The sequence below is a fragment of the Kitasatospora arboriphila genome (assembly GCF_039528095.1).
In the GTDB taxonomy this organism is placed as follows: domain Bacteria; phylum Actinomycetota; class Actinomycetes; order Streptomycetales; family Streptomycetaceae; genus Kitasatospora; species Kitasatospora arboriphila.
On record NZ_BAAALD010000048.1, the window covers coordinates 21,544 to 42,306 of the forward strand.

The window sequence follows — 20,763 nt, forward strand, 5'->3', positions numbered from 1 at the left end:
ACACCCGGGCGGGCCCGGGACCCGTCCGTCACCACCGAACGGATCGGGCGGCACCCCTCAGACGGCCCGGCCCCGGTCGGCGGAGGCGGCGCCGAACCACCGCGGCAGGCTGCCGAGCAGGCCGTCCTGGTCGTCGCCGACCCACACCACATGGCCGTCCGGCCGCAGCAACACCGCCGCCGCCACCCCCAGCGCCGCCAGCTCCTCGCCGTCGTCGACGACGTGGTCGACCCGGTCGGCCCAGCCCGCCACCGACAGCAGGCCGGTCCGGTCGAGCAGCAGCCCACGGCCGCCGTGCATCAGATCGTAGAGGCGTCCGCGCTTCAGTGCCACGTCCCGCATCCGCCGGCCGAGCAGCTCGTGGCCCCCACCGACGTCGTAGCGGACGTCGACCGCCGTGATCAGCCCGGTCACGTACCGGTTCACCTCCTCGAAGTCCATCAGCCGAGAGAACAGCCCGCGCAGCGCGGCCGCCCCCGGATCCGTCCCGAGCAGGGTGATCTGCGCCCGGGTGTTGTCCAGCACGGCCGCGCCCACCGGGTGCCGCTCGGCGTGGTAGCTGTCGAGCAGCCCCTCCGGGGCCCATCCGGCGACCTCGGCGGCCAGCTTCCAGCCGAGGTTGAACGCGTCCTGGAGGCCCAGGTTCAGCCCCTGTCCGCCGGTCGGCGGGTGGACGTGCGCCGCGTCGCCCGCCAGCAATACCCGCCCGCAGCGGTAGCGCTCGGCCTGCCGGGTGGCGTCGCCGAACCGGGACAGCCAGCGCGGCGAATGCACGCCGAAATCGGTGCCCGCGACCGCCCGCAGCCGCCGCCTGAACTCCTCCAGCGTCGGCGCGGCCGTCCGGTCCTCCGCCACCCCGTCGGCGGGCACGACGACGCGGTACAGCCCCGCCTGCCCGTCCACGTCGGGAGTCACCCCGAACCGCAGCTGGGTCCGGCGGACCTCCTCCACGACGGCCGCGATCACCGCCGGATCCTCGGCCGCCTCCACGTCGCCCAGCAGCGTCTCCACCCTGGCGGGCTCACCCGGGAACCCGATGCCGACCAGCTTGCGCACGGTGCTGCGGCCGCCGTCACAGCCGACCAGGTAGCGCGAACGCAGCCGCGTGCCGTCGGCCAGCCCGACACCCACCCCGTCCCCGTCCTGACTCACGCCGACCACCTCGCAGCCCCGGCGGATCTCCGCCCCCAGCTCGACCGCACGCTCCTCCAGCAGCCGCTCGGTGGCCGGCTGCGGGGTGGCGAGACCGTACGGGTGCGCCGTGTCCAACCCGGCCGGCCACGGCTTCACCACACCGCCGAACAACCCGCCGACCTGGAACCGCTCGCCCGCCGCGGCGAACCGCTCCAGCAGGCCGCGCTGGTCCGTGATCTCGACGCTGCGCGCGTGCAGACCGCGCCCACGGGACTGCTCCGACCGCTCGGCCGACCTCTCCAGCACGACCGTGTGCACCCCGTGCAGCCGCAATTCGCAGGCCAGCATCAATCCGGTCGGCCCGCCGCCGACCACGATGACATCAATCATTGAGCACCCCTTCGCGCCGATATCCCCACAGCCGGCCTTTCCGGGCCGTTCCGGCGGCGTACGGCCCGGATTTCCGGAATTTCCCCGAGCCGATTTCCGCCACGCGCCGATTCCCGCCCGACCCGGCTCCGGTCGAGAATTCTGCGGCACCACCGGGGCCTTGCCGCAAGGCCCCCCGTGCGCTATATGTTGAGAGTGGCAAGGAGCGGGCGAGCTCCTTGCCCGTTGTTTTGCCCGGCGGGGGAGGGGTTCCGGTGGACGGCGGGTTGGCGTGGCTCCCGCAGGCGTACGACACGGGATTCTCCGTCACCTTCGCCGAAGGGCTGGACGCGCGGAGCCTGCTGCTCCGGCTCGGCTGCGAGGAGGAGTCGATCGACCGGATCGACGAGGACGACGCCCTGGACCGGCAGCTGACCGAGGGCATCGTCATGATCCGGGGCGGGGAACACGACGGCTGGGACTTCGCGGTCCAGCGATGGACCGCCCAGGCGCTGCAGCCGGGCGTCCTGGAGGCGGTCTCGGCCGGCACGCGCGCCTTCGTCGTCAAGACCGAGACGATCCCGTGGTTCTCCTACTGCGAGGACACCGAACCCGCCTGCGGCTTCGACCCGGGAGCGCCCTCCCGAAGACACGGCAGCACGCCGGAGTGGCTGCTCACCGCCATGGCCGAGGTCGGACTCGACCCCTCGCCGGACCCCTCCCCGGACGCGCCGCCCCCCCACCGGCGTCGCCGGGATGCTGCTCCTCGCGGAGAAGGCCTTCGGCGTCGACCTCCCGTACGAGGCCGTCTTCTCCGGCGAACTGCTCGGCGGCATCGTCCCGGACTGACCGGTGACCGGCTGACCGTGGGACGGGCCGGACGCGCGCCGTGTCCGGGCCGCACGGCAGACTGCGGGCCGTGGGCCTGCGCGACGAAGTCGTTCTCAGCTGCTTCCTCCGCGACGACACGCCCGACGGCGTTCTGGCGGCCCTTCGGTGGCACCTCGGCCTGGACGCCGACCGTCCGGCGGGACCGGACCCCGAGGAGCACGCGTACGCGGTGCTCCGCCCGGACCCGGACAGCCGGCTGCCCGGCGGGGACGTCGCCTCCCTGCGGCGCCGGTCCCGGGGCTTCACGGCCGAGGGGGAGCGCCATGCCTGGGGCCTGTTCAGCCGCAACCTCCGGCTGGACGACATGGTGGGCGACCTCCTGGCCCTCCTCGACCTGATCGCGCCCCACGTCGACGGCCCGGGTCACGGCGGTCACGTCCGTGAGGAGTTCGCCGCCGTCCCGGCCGCCGTCGTCTTCGGGGACGGGACCTGTCGGCCGCCGGCCTTCCGAGTCGGCGCGGACGCGGCGCCGGTGGCCGGCGTCACTTCATGACGACTCGCCAGCCGGTCTCGATGTCGGGGCGGAGGTCCAGGACCGTGGCCTGGCCGGTGTCGTGGAAGGTGAGCTGCACGCTCTGACGCTCCATCGGGTCGTCCTGGAACTCGGCGGTCACCTTGCCCTGGGCACCCTTGCGGTACTCGCGGATCCAGTCGGCGGCGGTCGCGCGGTGTGCTGCGTCGGAGCCCTCCGGGTGGGCCAGGTCCGCGAGCCGTTCCGCCGTGCCGTCGGCCATTCCCCACACGACCCGCTGCACCACGCCCAGCGTCTCGGTCGTCGGGTAGCCGGTCACCTCCAGGTGCGGGTGGTTGCTGTAGTCGGTCTCGTACTGCAACTGCTGCTCCGACGCGCCGGCGGAGCAACCGGCCGTCAACGCGAGGGAGAGGGCGAGGGCGGCGGCCGCGAGGCCGGTGAGGGCCCGGCGTGGGGCGTGCACGAGTGCTCCTGGGCCTGGTGCCGATCATCGTGGACGGCCGGAGCATAGGGACGATCACGCTGGGCACAATCCTCCCCTTACCGGATCAAGGGGCGTCAAAGCTGCCCAGATCCTCCGAACTCGTGATGAGACCGTGACGCCGTCCGGCCCGGATCGGCTTCGCCGGCCCGCGTGACCCGCCGGGCTCCGCCCGCACACCGTCGTCAGGGCGCCGCGCATCCGGAACCGGGCGCCGTCGCCCCGCTCCTGGATCGGACCGGAGGGCCGTCCGGCCGGCAGTGCCGGCTGATGCCGTTGTCACCCCCGCCTTGCCGCGTGTCCGAGGTCGTGCCGGGTGGGTGTTCGTGCGACGGTCGTGGTGGCCGCCGCGTCGCGCCGTGCCCGGCAGGTGCGGACGGCGCAGCTGCGGCCCTGGGTGTCGGGCGCGGACAGGCGGGTGACGGCATGGCGGGAACGGCAGCAGCGGGGGCCGCAGGGCGTACGGCGGGGGCCCGGCGCGTCCTCGCCCCGTTGGCGTTGGCGCAGTTCATCTGCAGCTTCGCCGGCTCCAACATGAACGTGATGATCAACGACATCAGCGAGGACCTGGACACCACCGTGCAGGGCGTCCAGGTGGCCATCACCATCTTCCTGCTGGTGATGGCCGCGCTGATGATCCCGGGCGGCAAACTGACCGACAAGTGGGGCCGCAAGCGCTGCCTGCTGGCCGGGCTCGTGGTGTACGGCGTGGGGGCGGTGCTCAGCGCCGCCGCGCCCGGCCTCGGCGTGCTGATCCTGGGGAACTCGATCCTGGAGGGCGTCGGCACCGCGCTGCTGATCCCGCCGGTCTACATCCTGACGACGCTGCTGTTCACCGACACGGCGTCCCGGGCCCGCGCGTTCGGCGCGATCATGGCGATGGGCGGGATCGGGGCGGCAGCCGGTCCGCTGATCGGCGGTCTGATCACCAGTGCGATCAGCTGGCGGGCCGCCTTCGTCTTCCAGGCGCTGGTGATCGTGGTGATCGTGGTGCTCAGCCGGGGGATCGCCGACCCGCTGCCGCCCGACCCGGCCCGGCCCTTCGACACGGTGGGTGCGGTGCTCTCGGCGGCCGGCCTGGTGCTGCTGGTGACCGGCATCCTGGCCGTCGACAACAACGGCTGGCTGGCGCTCGGCCTGCTGGTGGCGGGTGCGCTGGTGCTGGCCGGTTTCTTCGCCTGGGTGCGCGGCCGGGAGCGGGCCGGCCGGGAGGCGCTGCTGTCGACGTCGCTGTTCCACAACCGCACCTCCGACCTCGGCCTGGTCACCCAGAACACCCAGTGGCTGATGCTGATGGGCGTCTCGTTCACCGTCGCCGCCTACCTGCAGGTCGTCCGCGGCTACGACGCGATCCAGACCGGCGTCATCTTCACCGCCGCGACGCTCGGCATCCTCGCCTCCTCGCTGGCCGCGGAGAAGCTGGCCCGGCGCCGTCCGCAGCGCACCCTCATCATGGCGGGCTTCGTGGTGACGATCGCCGGCATCGCCGTGCTGCTGGCGCTGGTCGCCGGATCGCCCAGCGCCTGGGCGTTCGCCCCCGGCCTGCTGCTGATCGGCCTCGGCCTGGGCGTGATGCTGACCCCGTCGGTGAACGTCGTCCAGTCGTGCTTCCCCGAGTCGCAGCAGGGCGAGATCTCCGGTCTGTCGCGCAGCATCTCCAACCTCGGCTCCTCGCTCGGCACGGCCGTCGCCGGCACCATCCTCGTGTCGGGGCTCAGCAAGGGCGCGTACGCGGCGGCGATGGCGGTGCTCGGGGTCGTCGGCCTGGGCGGGCTGGCCGCCGCGTTCCTGCTGCCGCGGGTCCGCCGGCCCGCAGCGGCGGGACCCGAGGCGGTGGCGGCGCCCGGAGCCCCGCAGCAGCAGTGACCCCGCCGCGGACAAGCCGGACGGCCCCGGACGACCCGGCGCCGGCACGCCTCCGGCCGCCGCGGGAGAGCCCGGAGCGGCCGGCGGTGTGTGCGGTCAGCCGGTGCGGCCCTCGGCGCGGTCGAGTTCCTCGTCCAGGGCGAGGGCCGCGTCGATCAGGGCCAGATGGGTGAACGCCTGCGGGAAGTTGCCGAGCTGCTCGCCCGAGGGGCCGATCTCCTCGGCGAACAGGCCGACGTGGTTGGCGTAGGTGAGCATCTTGTCGAAGGCGTAACGGGCCTGGTCGAGCCGTCCGGCCCGGGCGAGCGCCTCCACGTACAGGAAGGTGCACAGGTTGAACGTGCCCTCGGAGCCGCGCAGACCGTCCGGCGAGGCGGCGGGGTCGTACCGGTAGACCAGGCTGTCGCTGACGAGTTCGCCGTCCATGGCGTCCAGGGTGCTGAGCCACTCCGGGTCCTTCGGGCTGAGGAACCCGACCTTCGGCATGAGGAGCAGGGAGGCGTCGAGGACGTCGGTGTCGTAGTGCTGGACGAAGGCGCTGCGCTTCTCGCTCCACCCGCGGTCCACGATCTGCCGGAACACCGTGTCGCGTTCGGCCTGCCAGCGGGCGATGTCGCCGGGGCGGGAGTGTGCGGTGGCCAGCCGGATCGCCCGGTCGAAGGCGACCCAGGTCATCAGGCGGCTGTAGGTGAAGTTCTGGCGGCCGCCGCGGGTCTCCCAGATGCCCTCGTCGGGTCGGTCCCAGTTCTCGGCGAGCCAGTCCACGACCCCGGCGAACGCGCGCCAGCCGCGGATCGCGCCGGTGTCCACGGCCTGGGCGAGGGCGTACGCGGCCTCGCCGTAGATGTCGAGCTGGATCTGGCCGGCCGCGGCGTTGCCGGCCCGCACCGGCGCGGAGCGCCGGTAGCCCTCCAGGTGCTCCAGCACCTCCTCGGTGAGGTGCGGTTCGCCGTCGACCCGGTACATGATCTGCAGCGGCTCGCCCGAGGCCGTCCCGCCGGCGTCCAGCCGGTCCCGCAGCCAGCGGCGGAAGGCGTTCGCCTCCGTGACGAAGCCGAGGTCGATCAGTGCCCGGACGGACAGCGAGGCGTCGCGCACCCAGGTGTAGCGGTAGTCCCAGTTCCGCTCCCCGCCGACCTGCTCGGGCAGGCCCATGGTGGCGGCGGCGATCGGCGCGCCGGTGGGGGCGTACGTCAGGAGCTTCAGGGTGATCGCCGAACGGGTCACCATCTCGTGCCAGCGGCCGCGGTAGCGGCAGGACCGCAGCCAGTGCAGCCAGAACCCGGTGCACGCCTCGAACTCGGCGGTGATCCTCTCGGCGGTGGGAGCCGGACCGCCCGGCCGGCCGCTGAGCGTGCCCGGCTCGCCCGACTCGGCGGTGAGCACCACGGCGGCGCGCTGGCCGGCGTGCAGCGTGAACCGGGCGGACACGTCCGTACCGTCGGGGTGCAGCGCGATCGGCGCGGTCGCCTGCAGGTGCAGGTCCGTGCCGGGCCCGCGGAACAGCACCGACCCGTCGTCGAGCCGGGTCAGTCCGTGCGCCGCCCGGCCGTAATCGAAGCGCGGCCGGCACAGCAGCTCGAACGGCAGACTGCCGCGCACCACCCGCGCCGCCCGGATCAGCCGGTGATGGGTGGACGGCGTCGGCGACGGATCCGGCGGCATGAAGTCGACCACCTCGCCGACCCCGCCGGGCGCCATGAAACGGGTGATCAGGACGGCCGTGTCCGGCAGGTACAGCTGGCGGACGGTCGCCTCGGGACCCGCATCGGCGGCGAGCCGGCAGAAGCCGCCGCGGTCGCTGTCCAGCAGTGAGGCGAACACGCTGGGGGAGTCGAAGCGGGGGGTGCACCACCAGTCGACGGTGCCGTCGGCGGCGATCAGAGCCGCCGTCTGCAGGTCACCGACGATGCCGTGGTCCGCGATCGGGGGGTAGTCGTTCACAGCGCCTCCTCGGCCCGCCGCACCGGCGGGGCCGTAACGGCCCCGGGCCGCGCCGCGACCGTCCCGGATCCGGCACCGGGCCGCCGGCGGGGGCGGGCAGTCCGGCCGCACCCTCCGTCCGGGACCCGAGTGCCGCGGGGACGTCCGCCGCGACCGGCTCGGGGCCATCGACCGGATCTGCCCATCATTGCGGCGGCGAACCGCCCCGGCCACTTCGCACGGACCCCGGCGCCGTGGGGCCCTTGCCGCCGGACCCCGGTGCCGCAGGGTGCCGTCCGCTTCCTACCCGCTGGTACGCTGCCGCGCGGCACCGATGCCCGGCACCGCCCGCAACCACGGGCACCGCCCGCCACCCGCGGGTACCGCCCGTGAACCGTCGGCACCGTCACGACGCCCGCCCGCGTCCGAGAGGCCTGGAGGCCGCATGCGCGTGCACCACCTGGACTGCGCCACCATGTGCCCCTTCGGCGGCCGGCTGCTGCTCGGCAGCGGCGGACCCCTGGTCGGCCGGCTCTCCGCGCACTGCCTGCTGATCGAAGGCCCCACCGGGCTGATCCTCGTCGACACCGCCTTCGGCACCGCGGACGTCGCCGACCCCGGCCGGCTCGGGCGGCAGTTCCTCACCATGGTCCGGCCCCGCCTCGACCTCGCGCACACCGCACTGCACCGGATCCGCGCCCTCGGGTACCGCCCCGAGGACGTCCGCGACATCGTCCTGACCCACCTCGACCTCGACCACGCCGGTGGGATCAGCGACTTCCCGCACGCCCGGATCCACGTCCTCGACGAGGAACTCCGCGCCGCCCGCGCCCGCGCCACCCGCGGCGAACGCGACCGCTACCGCCCCGCCCAGTGGGCGCACAACCCGCGTTGGGTCGAACACCCGCGCCACGGCGCCACCGAGGACTGGTACGGCCTGCCGGCCGTGCCGATCCTGCCCGGCGACACCCCCGACCTCCTCCTGGTGCCGCTGCCCGGCCACTCCCGCGGCCACAGCGGCGTCGCCGTCCGCACCGCCGACCGCTGGCTGCTGCACTGCGGCGACGCCTACTTCTCGCACACCGACGTCGCTCCCGGCCCCGTGCGCCGCCCGCCCGGCCTGACCGCCTTCCAGCGCCTCGTGGCCATCGACGACGGCGCCCGCCGCGACACCCTCGAACGCCTCCGGGAACTGCGCCGCACCCACGCCGACGAGATCCGACTGGTCTGCGCCCACGACCCCTTCGACCTCGCCGCCCCCGGTGCACCCGCGGGCGCCACCGCCACCGCCGCCGCACCCCTCGACCCGCAGCCCTGACCGCACGAGCGGCCGACCATCCCGGCGCAGCCCGCCGACCGACCTCACCGGCGGCGGAGCCGGCGGACGGGAGCCCGACGAACGGGACACCCCGGCACCCGACGGAACGTCATGCCCCCGAGGGGCCGACGGCGAACCGCCGCCGCAGGTGCCCGCCCGCGGGACGGACAACGGGTTGCGCCCGGCCGCCGACCCGGGGCCCACCGGCACGACCCCGGCGGCGGGCTCGTGTTCCCCGCCGGCTCAGGGCCTGCCGAGTTCGGTGAGGCGGCGGGTGAGCGTGGCCCGTTCCGGTTCGTTGCCGACCAGGGCCAGTGCGGCCCGGTACGCGGCGGCCGCCTCGGCCGTGCGGCCGAGCCTGCGCAGCAGATCGGCCCGGGCGGCCGGCAGCAGGTGGTAGCCGCGCAGCTCCTCCGCACCGGCCAGGCCGTCCAGCAGCGCGAGGCCCTCCTCCGGACCGTCCCGCATGGCGACGGCCACCGCCCGGTTCAGAGCCACCAGCGGCGACCCATCGATCCCCAGCAGCACGTCGTACAGCGTGACGATCTGCGGCCAGTCGGTGCTGTCCATGTCGGCCGCCTCGTCGTGCAGCGCCGCGATCGCCGCCTGCACCGCGTACGGCCCGACCCCGGGGCCGGTCAGCGCCGGGACGAGGAGCCGCTGCCCCTCCGCGACGAGGTCGGCGTCCCACAGCGAGCGGTCCTGGTCCTCCAGCAGCACCTGACGCCCGGCGGCGTCCGTCCGCGCGGCCCGCCGGGCATCGGTGAGCAGCAGCAGCGCCAGCAGCCCCGCCACCTCCCGCTCGGCCGGGAGCAGCCGGTGCAGGATCCGGGCGAGCCGGACGGCCTCCTCCGCCAGATCGGGCCTCAGCAGGCCGTCGCCGGCGCTGGCCGCGTACCCCTCGGTGAAGACGAGGTACACCGCCCGCAGCACCGACGGCAGCCGCCCGGGCAGCTCCTCCGGCCCCGGGACGCGGAACGGGATCCGCGCACTGCGGATCTTGCGCTTCGCCCGGACGATCCGCTGCGCCATCGTCGCCGTCGGCACCAGGAACGCCCGGGCGACCTCGGGCGTGGTCAGGCCGGCGAGGAACCGCAGCACCAGCGCGGTCTGCGCCTCCGGCGACAGCGCCGGATGGCAGCAGGTGAAGAACAACTGCAGCCGCTCGTCCGGGACGTCGTCGAAGCCGGGCTCGGGGACGACGGCCGCCGCCCGGTCGCTCTCCAGCTGGAGCAGCGCCAGCCGCTCCGCGAACGCCCGGTCGCGGCGGATCCGGTCGACGGCCTTGCGGCGGGCCGTCGTGAGCAGCCACGCCAGCGGCTTGTCCGGGACGCCGTCGACCGGCCACCGCTGCAGCGCGGCCTCGACCGCCTCCGAGGCGGTCTCCTCGGCCAGGTCCAGATCGCCGAACCTCGCGGCGAGCAGGGCGAGCAGCCTGCTCCGGTCCTCGCGGAACACCGCCTCCACGGAGCGGGCCGCCCGCCGCTCGTTCACGACTGGTTCGGCTCCCAGACGGTGCGGACCTCGACCGTGCCGTACCGGGCGCCCGGGCACCGGGCCGCCCAGTCGAGCGCGGCGTCCAGGTCGGGGACGTCGAGCAGGTAGTAGCCGCCGACGATCTCCCTGGTCTCGGCGAACGGCCCGTCCGTCACCACCCGCTCGCCGTCCACGCGGACCCGCACGGTGGTCGCGTTCACGAGGTCCAGGGCATTGCCGTCGAGCCTGACACCGGCGTCGGTCACGGCCTTCTCGTACGCCATGAACTCCTCCACGGTCGGCTCCCCGGCCGGCCGCTCCTCGGTGGAGTCGGGTGCCGGGGTGTTGATCAGCAGCAGGTACTTCACGGTGCAGCTCCTCGATGGTTCGGGTCGGTCGTGCAGGTATGACGAACGGGCTGCAGCGGAATCGACAGGGCGGCCCGAAGAATTTCCCGGCCGTCCCGTCGCGGGCCCTGACGGGCATCCTGTCGCGGATCCGGGCCGACCGTGTGCGGCCCCGCCGGAGCGGCCGTACCGGCGCCGGAAATCCGGTTGCGCCGTGGCGGACCATGGACGGGTGATCACCGAACAAGGCGCCGTCGAGCTGGTCGAGGCACTCCTGGTGAAGGAGCGGCAGGGAGGGACGGAGGTCGCCGTCGACGGGGTGCAGGAGCACGCCCTGGGATGGCTGGTCCACTGCGACACGGTGGAGTGCATCCGCACCCGCGATCCGAGGAAGAAGCTCGTCGGGGGCGGCCCGTACCTGGTCGACAAGGACGACGGAAGCGTCTACCTGCTGCCGCTCCAAGCCGTGGCGGACGGCTGGGAGAAGCACTTCCTCTGGCAGTACAGGGGCGTCCGCCCGCCGGACCTGCCCGACCCGCTGGCCCCGGCCGTCCGTGCCGTCCTGCGGGCCGACGGGCCGACCGCTGCCGTCCGCCACCTGCGCAGGCAGGCGCCGGTCCTCGGCATCGGCCAGGCCACGGCCTACGTCCGGGCGATGGCCGACGGAGGCGACCCGCCGCAGGCCCTGGTCGACCTGACCTGGAACCCCGCACCCGCCGACCCGTTCCCCGTCCCCAGGCTGAGCGGGCCGGCCGGGTGAGGGCCGCACCCCGCCGACGAGGCCCGTCCGCACCCCGCCGCGCCCGGCACCGCCGGTGATCCACCGTCAGTGCGCCCGCCCGCGTGCCGAATGCCGGGCCGGGGCCGGCGGGTTGTCCTCGGCGGCGACGAGCTCGACCGCTGCGGTGCGCAGGCGGGTGCGCCAGGAGCGGACCTCCTCGGGGCGGTGGTACTCCGGGTCGTGGACGTAGTAGTCCTCCGTGACAGCGATCTCCAGGAAGCGGGCCTCTGCTTCGGTCGCCGTCTCCGCCATGCCGTGCCAGAGCCGGACGGCGGCCTCCTCGGGGGTGAGGTCGCCGGCGACCAGGAGGGCGGCCAGGTGGTGCAGCAGGCAGCGTTCGGCCGTGTCGTGGTCCGGTGCCTGTACGCCGAGTTCGGCCAGGGACCGGTGGAGCAGGGCGTCGAGTTCGCGGGTGTCCTCGTGGCGGTGGCGTCCGGCGAGGTCGCGGAGGGCGGGGGAGTCGAGGCCGTCCGCCAGCAGCCGGGCGGCGGCCATCGGCAGGTCCTCGGGGAGGACGTGGCCGACGGCGTGCTGCCAGGCCAGGGTGAAGGCCCCGTCCATGGGGTCCATGGGGTGCAGGGGGTGCATGGCGTGCATGGTGCCGGGCGGACGCGGGCGTTGACCACGGGTTTTTCGCCGCCGACCGCAGGGGAGGCCGCGGGCGCCCACCGCGCGGCCGTCCTAGGTGCGGCCGTCCCCTCGGTGCGGCCGTCAGGGCCGGGCGGCGACGTGCCCGGGCGCACGGGTGGACAGGGCCCGGGCCAGGTCCAGCAGGCTCAGGCCGAACATCAGGATGCCCAGCGGGACGTGCAGCGCGGGCCGGTGCGCTATGCCCAGGACCACCTGGACCGAGGCGAGCGCCAGGAAGCCCGAGGCGTGCAGGATGCGGCGGGGCGACGCGCCGCCGGGCCGCCACGCGAGGACCGCGGCGAGCACGTACAGCATCGACGCGCCGTACATCACGCGTGCCCCGACGCTGTGCAGCACCTCCTGCGAGGGGGAGGAGAGCAGCAGTCCGGCGGTGACCGCCTGGAAGAAGACGGCCGCGGTCTGCAGGGCGATGGAGGTCTGCAGGAACCTGAGGCCGCGTCGGTCCGTCGTCGTCCGTCCGTCCATGGTGCCGTCCCCTTGTCTGCCTCGCGGCGGGTCGCTCGGTTGCGTGCCGGTAGGCGGACGACGCAGGCGGGCGGAACGTGACACGGGGCGGCGGACCGGCAGGACGGACCGCGCGGCGACGGGTGGGGCGCGCGGCGGGCGGAGGCCGCCGACCGTGAACGCGGGACGATTATTTCCATCGATGGAATATCGCCGGTCGCAGCATCACGCCCACATGAAGCAATGTCAACTCCCTTGTCTGGAACGGCTCGAACCCCTCCTCCGGGTGGCTCGGCGAAAGCTTCGAGTTCTCCCGTCGTGACCAGCGGATTTGATGATCCATCAGAATTTCCATCGTTGGATACCTTCCCCGGGCGGCCCGCTTCTCCTACCGTCTGGGCAGGCTCGCCGCCCCCGTCCGGAGAGGAGGGCCGCCTCCCGGCCGAGCCGTACCGCTCGCAGATCCACCCCCACCACAGTGTCAGGAGCACCTCATGCGCGACTTGAGGCCGGCCGCCCCACGGGCCGTCCCCGCCGCCGCTCGCGGCACCCTGCGCCACGCGAGGGTCCTGGTGGCCGCCGTGGCCGCCTTCGGACTCGCCCTCGCCGGACTGCTCGGCCTGCCGGGCCAGTCCCACGCCGCGGGCTCGCTGCCCTGCGACATCTACGCCGCAGCCGGCACACCCTGCGTCGCCGCGCACAGCACCGTGCGCGCCCTCGCCTCCTCCTACAGCGGCCCGCTGTACCAGGTCACCCGCGCCTCGGACGGCGCCCGCGCCGACATCGGACTGCTGAGCCCCGGCGGCTACGCCAACGCCGCCCAGCAGGACGTGTTCTGCGGCGGCAGCACCTGCCGCATCACCAAGGTCTACGACCAGACGGCACGTCACAACGACCTCCTGCCCGGCCCGGCCGGTACCGCCGGCATGGGCGCCGACCGCGGTGCCGACGCGAGCGAGATCGCGGTCACCGCCGGCGGCCACAAGGTCTACGGCATCTGGATCTCGCCCGGCGTCGGCTACCGCTACACCGGCCGGGCCTCCGGCGTCGCCGTCGACGGCCAGCCCGAGGGCGTCTACATGGTCGCCAGCGGCACCCACGTCGGCGCGGACTGCTGCTTCGACTACGGCAACGCCGAGTCCACCCCGGCCGACACCGGCAACGGCCACATGGACGCCGTCTCCATCGCCACCACCTGCTACTTCCCGCCGTGCAGCGGCTCCGGCCCGTGGATCGAGGCCGACCTCGAGAACGGCATGTTCCAGGGCGACAACGGCTCCAACACCGCGAACCGCGGCAACAGCACCCCGTACGTCACCGCCGTCCTCAAGAACGACGGCCAGCGCACCTACGCCCTCAAGGGCGGCAACTCGCAGACCGGCGCGCTGACCACCTGGTGGAACGGCTCGCTGCCCACCCGCGGCGGCTACCTGCCCATGCACCAGGAGGGCGGCATCATCCTGGGCACCGGCGGCGACAACAGCAACTGGAACAAGGGCACCTTCTTCGAGGGCGCGATGGTCGCCGGCTACCCGACCGACGCCGCCGAGAACGCCGTCCAGGCGAACATCGTCTCGGTCGGCTACACCGGCCAGACCAACGTGCCCAACGGCCCGCAGGGCACCGTCGGCGGACCGGGCGGCAAGTGCGTCGACGTCGCCGCCGACGACACCGGCGTCAACGGCACCGGCGTCCAGCTCTGGGACTGCCAGGCCTGGGCCGAGGACCAGCACTGGACGCACAACGCCGACGGCTCGCTCGGCACCATCGGCCGGTGCCTGGACGTCAACGGCAACGGCACGGCGAACGGCACGCAGGTCGAGCTGTGGGACTGCAACGGGGTCGGCGGTCAGAAGTGGGTGCAGCAGGCGGACGGCTCGCTGCGCAACCCGCAGTCCGGCCGCTGCCTGGACGCGCCGAACGGCGCCTCCGCCAACGGCACCCGGCTGCAGATCTGGGACTGCAACGGATCCGCCGCCCAGAGGTTCTCCGTCAACGGCGGCGCCCCGGTCACCGGGCCCGGCGGCAAGTGCGTCGACGTCGCGGCCGACGACAGCGGCGGCAACTCCGCGGCCGTCCAGCTGTGGGACTGCCAGTCCTGGGCCCTCGACCAGCACTGGTACCACAACGGCGACACCTCGCTGAGCACGCTCGGCCGGTGCCTGGACGTCAACGGGAACGGGACGGCGAACGGCACGCAGGTCGAGCTGTGGGACTGCAACGGGGTCGGCGGTCAGAAGTGGGTGCAGCAGGCGGACGGCTCGCTGCGCAACCCGCAGTCCGGCCGCTGCCTGGACGCGCCGAACGGCACGACCGGCAACGGCACCCGGCTGCAGATCTGGGACTGCAACGGATCCGCGGCCCAGAAGTTCGCCCTGAACTGATGCCGGACGGGCGGTGGGGGAGGCGGGCGACCGCAACCCCGCCGCCCCCCGGGAGGGGCCGTGAGCAGCGACGCCGCGGCCGGCCGCCACCGGCGGGTGCACGGCGGCCCGGCCCGGCCGGACAATGGAGGCCGGGGCACCGCCGTGGTGGAGAGGGTGTGATCGTCGTGGCACCGGACACGGGCCGCTGGATGCTGACCTTCCCGGGACCGGCCGGGTCCCACGGCGAACAGGACACCGTGGTGGTGGAACGGCAGGCCGGGTACGGCCCGCACGGCCACCCGGTCTACGAGGACGCCGACCGCGCCGTCCGGGTGGAGATCGAGGACGGCGGCCTCGTGCACGTCCTGGACCTGGTCGGCCGGCCCGTGCCCGACACGCCCGTGCACGCCGTCCTGCTGCACTGAGGAAAACCGGTTGGGCCCGGCGGGGCGGGCTGGTAGCGTCTGGGCAGCCGTGAGACGACCGAGGAGGTGACACCCGTGAAGGCTGTATCCGTATGGGTGCTCCCCATCTCCGTTGCGGCGGGCGACTGACCGAGGTGTCGCCGGGGGCGCCTGATCGCTGGCACTCCCGAGAGGCAACTCCCATGAATCCTTCGCATTCCACCCCGGTCGGGGACGACCGTGCGGTCCGGGTCACCCGGGTCTCCGACACGCAGTGGCAGGCCGTCGAGGACGGTGTCGTGGCCGGCACCGGCGACGCTTCGCTCCGGCCCGACGGACGGCTGTTCGTCAGCATCGACGCCTGGCACGGCGCCGCGTTCGACCGCATCGCCGACGCCATGCTGGCCGACCTGCCGCAACCGCTCCACACCCTGGTCGACGAAGCCGACCACGACGAGGCGTCCGCCTGGGGACGGCTCGGCTTCACCCCGGCCCGCCGCGAGTGGGGCCACCTGGTGCCCACCGACCCCCGGGTCACCGGTCTCGGCGACGTGCCGTGCCCGGACGGCGTGACGATCCTCCCCGCCGGATCCGCGGAGGACGGCCCGCTGCGCGCCCTGGACCGGGTCGTCCGCGACGAGGTCGAGGCGACCGCCGGCTGGCGGACGATGCCGGCCGAGATCCTGCCCCGCCCGGCCGGGGACACCGTGGTCGACCCGTCGATGTACGCGGTGGCGCAGGAGGGGGACCGCTACGTGGGCCTCGTCCGGGTGACGCCGCGCCTTCGGCTGCCGCGGATCGGGCTGATCGCCGTCCGGGCCGACCGGCAGCGCCGCGGCATCGGCCGGGCGCTGCTCGCCCACGCGCTCGGCGCCCTGCACGAGGCCGGGACGGCCTGGGTCCGCGCCGAGGTGGACGAGTCCAACGCGGCGGCCACCGCCCTCCTCGCGGGCACCGGGGCCCGGCGCGAGGGCAGCACGCTGGAGCTCGTCCGCCGCTGACCCGCGGCCGCACCCGGGGCGCCGGCGACCGCCCGAGCACGTCGCCCACACAACCACCACCATCACCGGAGAAATCGAGGAACCATGACCAAAGCAGCAGGGGGCATCGAGGTGGAGGGCACCGTCGTCGAGTGCCTGCGCAACGCCACCTTCACCGTGCAGTTGGCCAACGGGCACAAGGTGCTCGCCCACATCAGCGGGAAGATCCGCAAGAACTACATCAAGATCCTCCCGGAGGACCGGGTGCTCGTGGAGCTCAGCCCCTACGACCTCACCCGCGGCCGCATCCGCTACCGCTACCGCTGACCGCCCCGCGACGGTGACACCCTGTGAACGGCCCTGCCGAACCACCCGGTTCGGCAGGGCCGTTCGCCTTGCCGGGGACGGCGGGCCGGCCGGCGCGGACCGGGGCCGGCGGGCGGGCGCGGGGGCGGCGGTTGACGGCCCGCCGGCCGGGCCTGTTGGATGATGCGAAGTTGGCTATACATCTTCGGGTCGGGCAGGGCCCGCTCCCGACCGGAAGGGGTCCGTGTGACGCGGGAAGCGGTTCCGTTCGTCGTCCTCGCCGCCGCCGTGCTGCACGCCCTCTGGAACGCCATGGCGCACCGCAGCGGCGACCGGCTGGCCGGGTTCGCCCTGATGAACACCGCCACCCTGGCCTGCGGCGCCGCGCTCGCCTGCCTCGTCCCGCTGCCGGACCCGGCCGCCTGGCCGTTCGTCGCGGCCTCCACCGTGCTCCAGGTCGGGTACCAGCTGCTCCTGCTCCAGGCCTACCGGCTCGGCGACTTCGGGCAGATGTACCCGATCGCCCGAGGCACCTCGCCGCTCGTCGTCGCACTGCTGACGGTCACCGTGCTCGGCCGGTCGCTGCCCGCCGGGCAGGCCGCCGGGGTCCTGGTCATCTCGCTCGGCCTGGCCGGACTCGCCCTCGCCGGCGGACTGCCCGGCCGCGCCCAGCTGCCCGCCCTCGGCGCCGCCCTGGGGACGGGCGTGCTGATCGCCGCCTACACCGTGGTGGACGGCACCGGAGTCCGGCGGGCCGGCGGCACCGCGGGGTACCTGGCCTGGATGTTCCTCGCCCAGGGCGCGGTGATGCTGCTCGTCGCGCTGGCCGTCCGCGGCCGGCCGCTGCTCACCGCGATGCGCCGCCGGCCCTGGCAGGGCCTGGCCGGCGGCGTGATGTCACTCGCGGCGTACGGCCTGGTGGTGTGGGCGCAGACCGCCGGCGACCTCGCCACGATCGCCGCGCTGCGTGAGACCAGCATCCTGATCGCCGCCCTGATCGGCGCGTTCGTCCTGCGGGAGCCGCTCGGCCGCTCCCGGCTGGCGGCCGGCGCGGCCGTGCTGGCCGGGATCGTGGTGCTCAGGCTCGGACACGGCTGACGCCGCGACGACACCGGCCCCACCCGGTGGGGACCGGGCTCAGCCGAAGTCGGGGACCGGGTGCTCCGGGGCGGGCAGGTCGACCAGCCGGGCGAGGGCGTCGACCACGCCCGCCGCGTACGCCGGCACGTGGACGGACGCCCAGCCGGCCGCCAGGACCAGGAACGCCGCCAGGTCGCGTTCGGCACCGGCGAGCAGGCGGCGGAGCTCGTCGACGGACACCTCGATCACCTCGGAGTCGCTGCGCAGGGTGTCCACCACGAGCCGGACGGTGTCACCGTGCGGCAGGGCCGCCGGAGTCACCGGCTCGTGGCCGTACCAGAGGGGTTCGCCCGCCTCGGTGACGCGGTGCCACTCGCGCCAGTCCTCCAGGCCGTCGCAGCAGCCGGGCCGGAAGACGACGCCCGTCGAGGTGTCGGTGACCTGCAGGCCGCCGGAGGCGCAGAGGCCCTCGTCCGCCGTCAGCAGCCCGTGCAGGAAGTGGCCGACGGGATCGTCCGGCCGGGGCGGGAGGTCGTCGTCGCGCAGGTACTCGGCGAGGCCCATCATCACCGTGCCGACCTCGGCCGGGGTGAGGCCGCCGTGCAGGGGCAGCAGGGCGAACTGCTCGGTCTCGACGACCGGCCACAGGCCGAAGCCCTCCGGCGGGACGATTTCCACGACGGGACGCATCACGATCACCCGCCGGAGTCTGCCGCGTCCGGCCCGGCGGCGCCTCCGGATTCCGCGCTGCGGCACCCGGCTGCCGACCCCTGATCGGGTGACGTTCGCTCCGCGGGGACGGAGTGTCCGGGGTGCGGCCGCGGGCCGGTGGCTAGCTTGGCCGGGCGGGCCCGGGACGTGACGGGACGTCGGCTGCGTCGTACGGCCGCGGCGCCGGGAACGGCCCGGCGCCCGCTCCCACCCGCAGCAGGGAGAGGAAGACCTTGGAGCTCGCCGCCGCGAACGCACTCACACCGACCCGTCCGACACGCCGGGCCGTCCTCCGGGGACTGGTCGCGGGCGGTGTCGCGGTGGGGCTCGGCGCCCGTTCGCCGTCCGCGGCGCCGGCGGCCGGCCGGGACGGCGGCTGGGACGCCTTCGCCGCCCGGGTGCGGGAGGAGTTCACCGCCATGGGCCTGGTCGGCGCGGCGGTGGCCGTGGTCGACGGGGACGGCGTGCTGCTGAGCCTGCCGCTCGGGGTGCGCGACCTGGAGAGCCGGGCGCCGGTGACCCCGGCGACCCGGTTCCTGGTCGCCTCGACGACCAAGTCGATGACCTCGCTGCTCGCCGCGACCTACGTCGACCGTCGGCAACTCGCCTGGGACCAGCGGGCGATCGACGCCTGGCCGGGGTTCCGGGCCCCCACCGACCGGCTGACGCACTCCCTGAAGGTCCGCGACCTGCTGGGCATGGCCACCGGGATCGACGAACCACCGGCCCTGTCCGGCCTCCACGAGGGCGACCCGACGGCCCCTCAGCTGCTCACCTCCCTGGCCACCCTGCCGGTGGCGGCCCGCCCGAACACCGCCTACCTCTACAACAACACCGTCTACTCGGTCGGCGGCTACCTCCCGCTGCTCGCCTCCGGCGTGACCGGCGACGCCCTGACCGGCACCTTCGCCACCGAGATGCGGGACCGGGTCTACGGGCCCGCCGGCATGGCCGGCGCCCGGATCGCCGACGACCCCCGCGGGCTGGTCACCGACTTCATGCGCGGCACCGTCCCCGACCTCACCGGCGCCAACCGTCCGCTCGCCTACGGGCCGGTCGGCAGCTACGCCCCGGCCGGCGGCACCCTCGCCTCGCTCGACGACATGGCGGCCTACGTCCGTCTGCAGCTGCGCCGCGGCGTCTCCGTGGACGGCCGCCGCGTGGTGTCGGCGCAGAACCTCGCCGAGTGCTGGAAGCCGCACATCCCCGTCCCCGTCTCGCCGGAGTTCGACCCGGACGTCACCGCCTCCGGCTACGGCATGGGCTGGATCCGCAACCGGTTCCGCGACGGCACGTCGCTGGTCTGGCACAACGGCGGCATCGACGGCTTCACCTCGTACATCGGCTTCCTGCCGGAGCGCGACCTCGGGCTGGTCGTGCTCAACGCGATGAACCCGACCCCGACCGGACCGTACTTCTACCTGTACGTCCTCAACCTGCTGCTGAGCGAGCGGTTCGGCCTCAACCGGGGCGTCCCGGAGAAGGCGCACGCCGCGTACCTGGCCGCCCTCCAGGGCCTGCGCGACCTCGGGAGCCGCACCGCGCCGACGGACCCGGGGGCGACCGCGGCGTTCCTGGGGCACTACGAGGGCGGCTACCGCCTCACCCGGCAGGGCCTCGACCTGTCGCTCCACCTCGGCCCGCGGACCCTGCCGCTGGGTGTCCTGCCCGACGGGACCTACGTGGTGACCACCGGCCTGCTGGTCGGGAACGAGGTCCGTCTGACCCGGGACGCCGACGGCACCCCGCTCATCGAGGTGGTCGGATTCGAGACCGTCCGCCGCACCGTCGGGCTGCCCTGAGCGGCGGCCCGGCGCCGGGCCGGGGCGCCACGTGACGTGTGGACTCAGCCGGGGATCGGGCGGGTGTCGACCGGGTACCAGGCGGCGTTGCCCGGGGCCGGGTTGAAGTCGTAGCGGACCCCGCTGCGGCCGAGGCCGACCAGGGCGAGCGAGGTGGTGGCCCAGACCCGTCCGGCGCCGAAGTCGCGGTGCTGGACGAGGGCGGCCGGGTCGGTGCGGTCCAGCCCGTCGCCGTCGGCGATGGCCGGCCAGTCGCCCCACACCGCGGCGGTCGGGGCGTCAGCCCCGCCGGCGGGCCCGGTGGGCGGTTCGGGCCGGTGGACGGCGGCGAGCCGGGGCCGGAAGTGCGCCAGCCGGGCGGCCATCATCCGGGAGGCGCTCTGCGAGGAGGTGCGGTGCGAGGCGAGCCCCTCCATGCCGTCGTTGATCACGGCGTGCAGGCCCGGCCCCAGCGAGGTGCGGGTGAGCTCGGCGCCGCTCCACCCCAGCATGGAGACCGCGTCCGGCCCGGCGGTGATCAGGTGGAACGGGTCGTAGCGCGCCCAGTCGCGGTCGGCGAGGTCGGCGCCGTCCGCGGCCAGTAGTGGCAGTTCGCCGCGCGAGAGCCGGTTCGCCGGGTCGGCGGGGAGGCCGAAGCCGTTCAGGATGCAGGCGAGCCGCGGGGTACGGCCGTCACCGCCCGGGTCGACCGCCAGCCAGGTGCCGCCGGCCAGCAGGTCCAGGCCACCGAGCAGCCGGGGCCGGTCCGGCCAGTGCCGGGCGGGCGGCAGCCAGGCGCGGTCGGCGTACTCGTCCCGTGCGGCGAGGACGACGACCGGAACCGGCGAGCCCGGATCGAAACTGACGAACACGGTGCACACGGCGCATCCCCTCACCCGGGCCGTTCCTCTCCCGTGATCCTCGCACGGCGGCCGGTGGACCGGGCGGGCGGGCCGTCCCCGCGTGCCGCCGAAGGGACTTG

Annotated in this window: 19 protein-coding genes and 1 pseudogene; 11 read left to right on the plus strand and 9 right to left on the minus strand. The window is 74.5% G+C overall.

Annotated features, from left to right (window positions below; translation table 11 throughout):
• Positions 1-57: 57 nt before the first annotated feature.
• Positions 58-1,524, minus strand: coding sequence for a rifampin monooxygenase (gene rox, locus ABD353_RS23390; protein ID WP_344625615.1), 1,467 nt, complete (start codon positions 1,522-1,524; stop codon positions 58-60).
• A 254-nt stretch (positions 1,525-1,778) separates the two neighbouring features.
• Between rox and ABD353_RS40510 the strand changes: the two are divergent.
• Together ABD353_RS40510 and ABD353_RS23395 are read left to right on the plus strand one after the other, a co-directional pair.
• Positions 1,779-2,222: pseudogene (locus ABD353_RS40510) on the plus strand (DUF6461 domain-containing protein); the annotation flags it as partial.
• A gap of 200 nt (positions 2,223-2,422) precedes the next feature.
• Positions 2,423-2,887, plus strand: a complete 465-nt coding sequence (locus ABD353_RS23395; protein ID WP_344625616.1) for a hypothetical protein — start codon at positions 2,423-2,425, stop codon at positions 2,885-2,887.
• On the opposite strand, the gene ABD353_RS23400 is transcribed toward ABD353_RS23395, so the two are convergent.
• Positions 2,877-3,329 (minus strand): hypothetical protein, encoded by a 453-nt coding sequence (locus tag ABD353_RS23400; protein ID WP_344625617.1) that lies wholly within the window; start codon positions 3,327-3,329, stop codon positions 2,877-2,879. The genes ABD353_RS23395 and ABD353_RS23400 overlap by 11 nt on opposite strands.
• A 444-nt stretch (positions 3,330-3,773) precedes the next feature.
• Between ABD353_RS23400 and ABD353_RS23405 the strand changes: the two genes are divergently transcribed.
• Positions 3,774-5,213 (plus strand): MFS transporter, encoded by a 1,440-nt coding sequence (locus tag ABD353_RS23405; RefSeq protein ID WP_344625618.1) that lies wholly within the window; start codon positions 3,774-3,776, stop codon positions 5,211-5,213.
• A gap of 96 nt (positions 5,214-5,309) precedes the next feature.
• On the opposite strand, the gene ABD353_RS23410 is transcribed toward ABD353_RS23405, so the two are convergent.
• Positions 5,310-7,157: a glycoside hydrolase family 15 protein gene (locus ABD353_RS23410; protein ID WP_344625619.1), complete on the minus strand. Its 1,848-nt coding sequence runs from the start codon at positions 7,155-7,157 to the stop codon at positions 5,310-5,312.
• Positions 7,158-7,581: 424 nt separating this feature from the next.
• On the opposite strand from ABD353_RS23410, the gene ABD353_RS23415 reads away from it, so the two are divergent.
• Positions 7,582-8,454, plus strand: a complete 873-nt coding sequence (locus ABD353_RS23415) for an MBL fold metallo-hydrolase (protein ID WP_344625620.1) — start codon at positions 7,582-7,584, stop codon at positions 8,452-8,454.
• Between the two features lie 243 nt (positions 8,455-8,697).
• Here the strand turns inward: ABD353_RS23415 and ABD353_RS23420 are convergent, their stop codons facing one another.
• Positions 8,698-9,948, minus strand: coding sequence for an RNA polymerase sigma factor (locus ABD353_RS23420; RefSeq protein WP_344625621.1), 1,251 nt, complete (start codon positions 9,946-9,948; stop codon positions 8,698-8,700).
• Positions 9,945-10,298: a YciI family protein gene (locus ABD353_RS23425; protein ID WP_344625622.1), complete on the minus strand. Its 354-nt coding sequence runs from the start codon at positions 10,296-10,298 to the stop codon at positions 9,945-9,947. The genes ABD353_RS23420 and ABD353_RS23425 overlap by 4 nt, the downstream gene beginning before the upstream one ends.
• 211 nt (positions 10,299-10,509) lie before the next feature.
• Here ABD353_RS23425 and ABD353_RS23430 point away from each other — a divergent pair, with 211 nt between their 5' ends.
• The gene (locus tag ABD353_RS23430) at positions 10,510-11,037 is read left to right on the plus strand and encodes a YrhB domain-containing protein (RefSeq protein WP_344625623.1); all 528 of its coding nucleotides are present in this window, start codon (positions 10,510-10,512) and stop codon (positions 11,035-11,037) included.
• Positions 11,038-11,103: 66 nt separating this feature from the next.
• Here the strand turns inward: ABD353_RS23430 and ABD353_RS23435 are convergent, their stop codons facing one another.
• Positions 11,104-11,646, minus strand: coding sequence for a hypothetical protein (locus ABD353_RS23435; RefSeq protein WP_344625624.1), 543 nt, complete (start codon positions 11,644-11,646; stop codon positions 11,104-11,106).
• Positions 11,647-11,769: 123 nt separating this feature from the next.
• Positions 11,770-12,174: a hypothetical protein gene (locus ABD353_RS23440; protein WP_344625625.1), complete on the minus strand. Its 405-nt coding sequence runs from the start codon at positions 12,172-12,174 to the stop codon at positions 11,770-11,772.
• 473 nt (positions 12,175-12,647) lie between these two features.
• Here ABD353_RS23440 and ABD353_RS23445 point away from each other — a divergent pair, with 473 nt between their 5' ends.
• The 5 genes from ABD353_RS23445 to ABD353_RS23465 all read left to right on the plus strand — a co-directional run bounded on the left by ABD353_RS23445 (position 12,648) and on the right by ABD353_RS23465 (position 17,307).
• Entirely contained in the window at positions 12,648-14,537 is a 1,890-nt protein-coding gene (locus ABD353_RS23445) for an arabinofuranosidase catalytic domain-containing protein (protein ID WP_344625626.1), read from the plus strand.
• A gap of 167 nt (positions 14,538-14,704) precedes the next feature.
• Entirely contained in the window at positions 14,705-14,944 is a 240-nt protein-coding gene (locus ABD353_RS23450; protein WP_344625627.1) for a DUF6296 family protein, read from the plus strand.
• A gap of 182 nt (positions 14,945-15,126) precedes the next feature.
• Positions 15,127-15,924, plus strand: coding sequence for a GNAT family N-acetyltransferase (locus ABD353_RS23455; protein WP_344625628.1), 798 nt, complete (start codon positions 15,127-15,129; stop codon positions 15,922-15,924).
• A gap of 84 nt (positions 15,925-16,008) precedes the next feature.
• The gene (infA, locus tag ABD353_RS23460) at positions 16,009-16,230 is read left to right on the plus strand and encodes a translation initiation factor IF-1 (RefSeq protein WP_344625629.1); all 222 of its coding nucleotides are present in this window, start codon (positions 16,009-16,011) and stop codon (positions 16,228-16,230) included.
• A 291-nt stretch (positions 16,231-16,521) separates the two neighbouring features.
• Complete coding sequence (locus ABD353_RS23465) at positions 16,522-17,307, plus strand: EamA family transporter (protein ID WP_344625646.1); 786 nt, start codon at positions 16,522-16,524, stop codon at positions 17,305-17,307.
• Positions 17,308-17,346: 39 nt separating this feature from the next.
• Here the strand turns inward: ABD353_RS23465 and ABD353_RS23470 are convergent, their stop codons facing one another.
• Complete coding sequence (locus ABD353_RS23470) at positions 17,347-17,979, minus strand: hypothetical protein (protein WP_344625647.1); 633 nt, start codon at positions 17,977-17,979, stop codon at positions 17,347-17,349.
• Positions 17,980-18,233: 254 nt separating this feature from the next.
• Between ABD353_RS23470 and ABD353_RS23475 the strand changes: the two genes are divergently transcribed.
• A complete protein-coding gene (locus ABD353_RS23475) occupies positions 18,234-19,802 on the plus strand; it encodes a serine hydrolase domain-containing protein (protein ID WP_344625630.1) in 1,569 nt (522 codons plus the stop codon).
• A 44-nt stretch (positions 19,803-19,846) separates the two neighbouring features.
• Here the strand turns inward: ABD353_RS23475 and ABD353_RS23480 are convergent, their stop codons facing one another.
• A complete protein-coding gene (locus ABD353_RS23480; RefSeq protein WP_344625631.1) occupies positions 19,847-20,662 on the minus strand; it encodes an NRDE family protein in 816 nt (271 codons plus the stop codon).
• Between the last annotated feature and the right edge of the window lie 101 nt (positions 20,663-20,763).

Bases quoted from the DNA above. Each gene is read 5' to 3' on its own strand.
- rox (WP_344625615.1), bottom strand. From the start codon at position 1,524: ATGATTGATGTCATCGTGGTCGGCGGCGGGCCGACCGGATTGATGCTG.
- ABD353_RS23405 (WP_344625618.1), top strand. From the start codon at position 3,774: ATGGCGGGAACGGCAGCAGCGGGGGCCGCAGGGCGTACGGCGGGGGCC.
- ABD353_RS23415 (WP_344625620.1), top strand. From the start codon at position 7,582: ATGCGCGTGCACCACCTGGACTGCGCCACCATGTGCCCCTTCGGCGGC.
- ABD353_RS23435 (WP_344625624.1), bottom strand. From the start codon at position 11,646: ATGCACCCCCTGCACCCCATGGACCCCATGGACGGGGCCTTCACCCTG.
- ABD353_RS23440 (WP_344625625.1), bottom strand. From the start codon at position 12,174: ATGGACGGACGGACGACGACGGACCGACGCGGCCTCAGGTTCCTGCAG.
- ABD353_RS23445 (WP_344625626.1), top strand. From the start codon at position 12,648: ATGCGCGACTTGAGGCCGGCCGCCCCACGGGCCGTCCCCGCCGCCGCT.
- ABD353_RS23455 (WP_344625628.1), top strand. From the start codon at position 15,127: ATGAATCCTTCGCATTCCACCCCGGTCGGGGACGACCGTGCGGTCCGG.
- infA (WP_344625629.1), top strand. From the start codon at position 16,009: ATGACCAAAGCAGCAGGGGGCATCGAGGTGGAGGGCACCGTCGTCGAG.
- ABD353_RS23465 (WP_344625646.1), top strand. From the start codon at position 16,522: ATGGCGCACCGCAGCGGCGACCGGCTGGCCGGGTTCGCCCTGATGAAC.
- ABD353_RS23470 (WP_344625647.1), bottom strand. From the start codon at position 17,979: ATGCGTCCCGTCGTGGAAATCGTCCCGCCGGAGGGCTTCGGCCTGTGG.